1 protein-coding gene is annotated in these 548 nt (G+C 63.1%); it reads right to left on the bottom strand.

Annotated features, from left to right (window positions below):
* Nucleotides 1-548 (bottom strand): 1-deoxy-D-xylulose-5-phosphate synthase N-terminal domain-containing protein (locus B5F22_RS11860; protein ID WP_242955130.1); only part of this gene is annotated, 548 nt, incomplete at both ends.

The following is a 548-nucleotide window of genomic DNA, read 5'->3' as shown; positions in this document are numbered from 1 at the left end:
ACATCCCCTCCACTTCTGCCAGCTGGGCCTTCAACTCGCCCATGGCCTGCTCATACTCCTGGTCGTTGGGGGCCTTGCCGTGCCACCCGGCCTGATTTTCCATATAGGACACGCCCTTACCCTTGGTGGTTTTCATGAGGATGGCGGTGGGCTTTCCGGTGCCGTGGTTGGCGTGGAACTTGGCGAAGGCGTCCTCCAGCTCCTGGAAGTCGTGGCCGTTCACCTTTACCACGTCGCAGCCGAAGGCGGCGAACTTGGCATCCACAGGCTCGGTGTTCATCACGTCGCAGGTGCGGCCGTCAATTTGCAGGCCGTTGATGTCCACGATGATGCACAGGTTGTCCAGCTTGTAGTGGGCGGCAAACATGGTGGCCTCCCAGATCTGGCCCTCGGCCAGCTCGCCGTCGCCCAGCAGGGAGTAGACGTTGATGTCCTTGCCCAGGAACTTGGCGCCCTTGGCCATGCCAGCGGCGGCGGACAGGCCCTGGCCCAGGGACCCGGTGGACATATCCACACCGGGGGTCAGGTTCATGTTGGGGTGGCCCTGG

Origin of the sequence: Pseudoflavonifractor sp. An187, assembly GCF_002160275.1 — a bacterium.
GTDB lineage: Bacteria > Bacillota > Clostridia > Oscillospirales > Oscillospiraceae > Enterenecus > Enterenecus faecium.
This window is presented reverse-complemented; position numbering and strand designations above follow the sequence as displayed.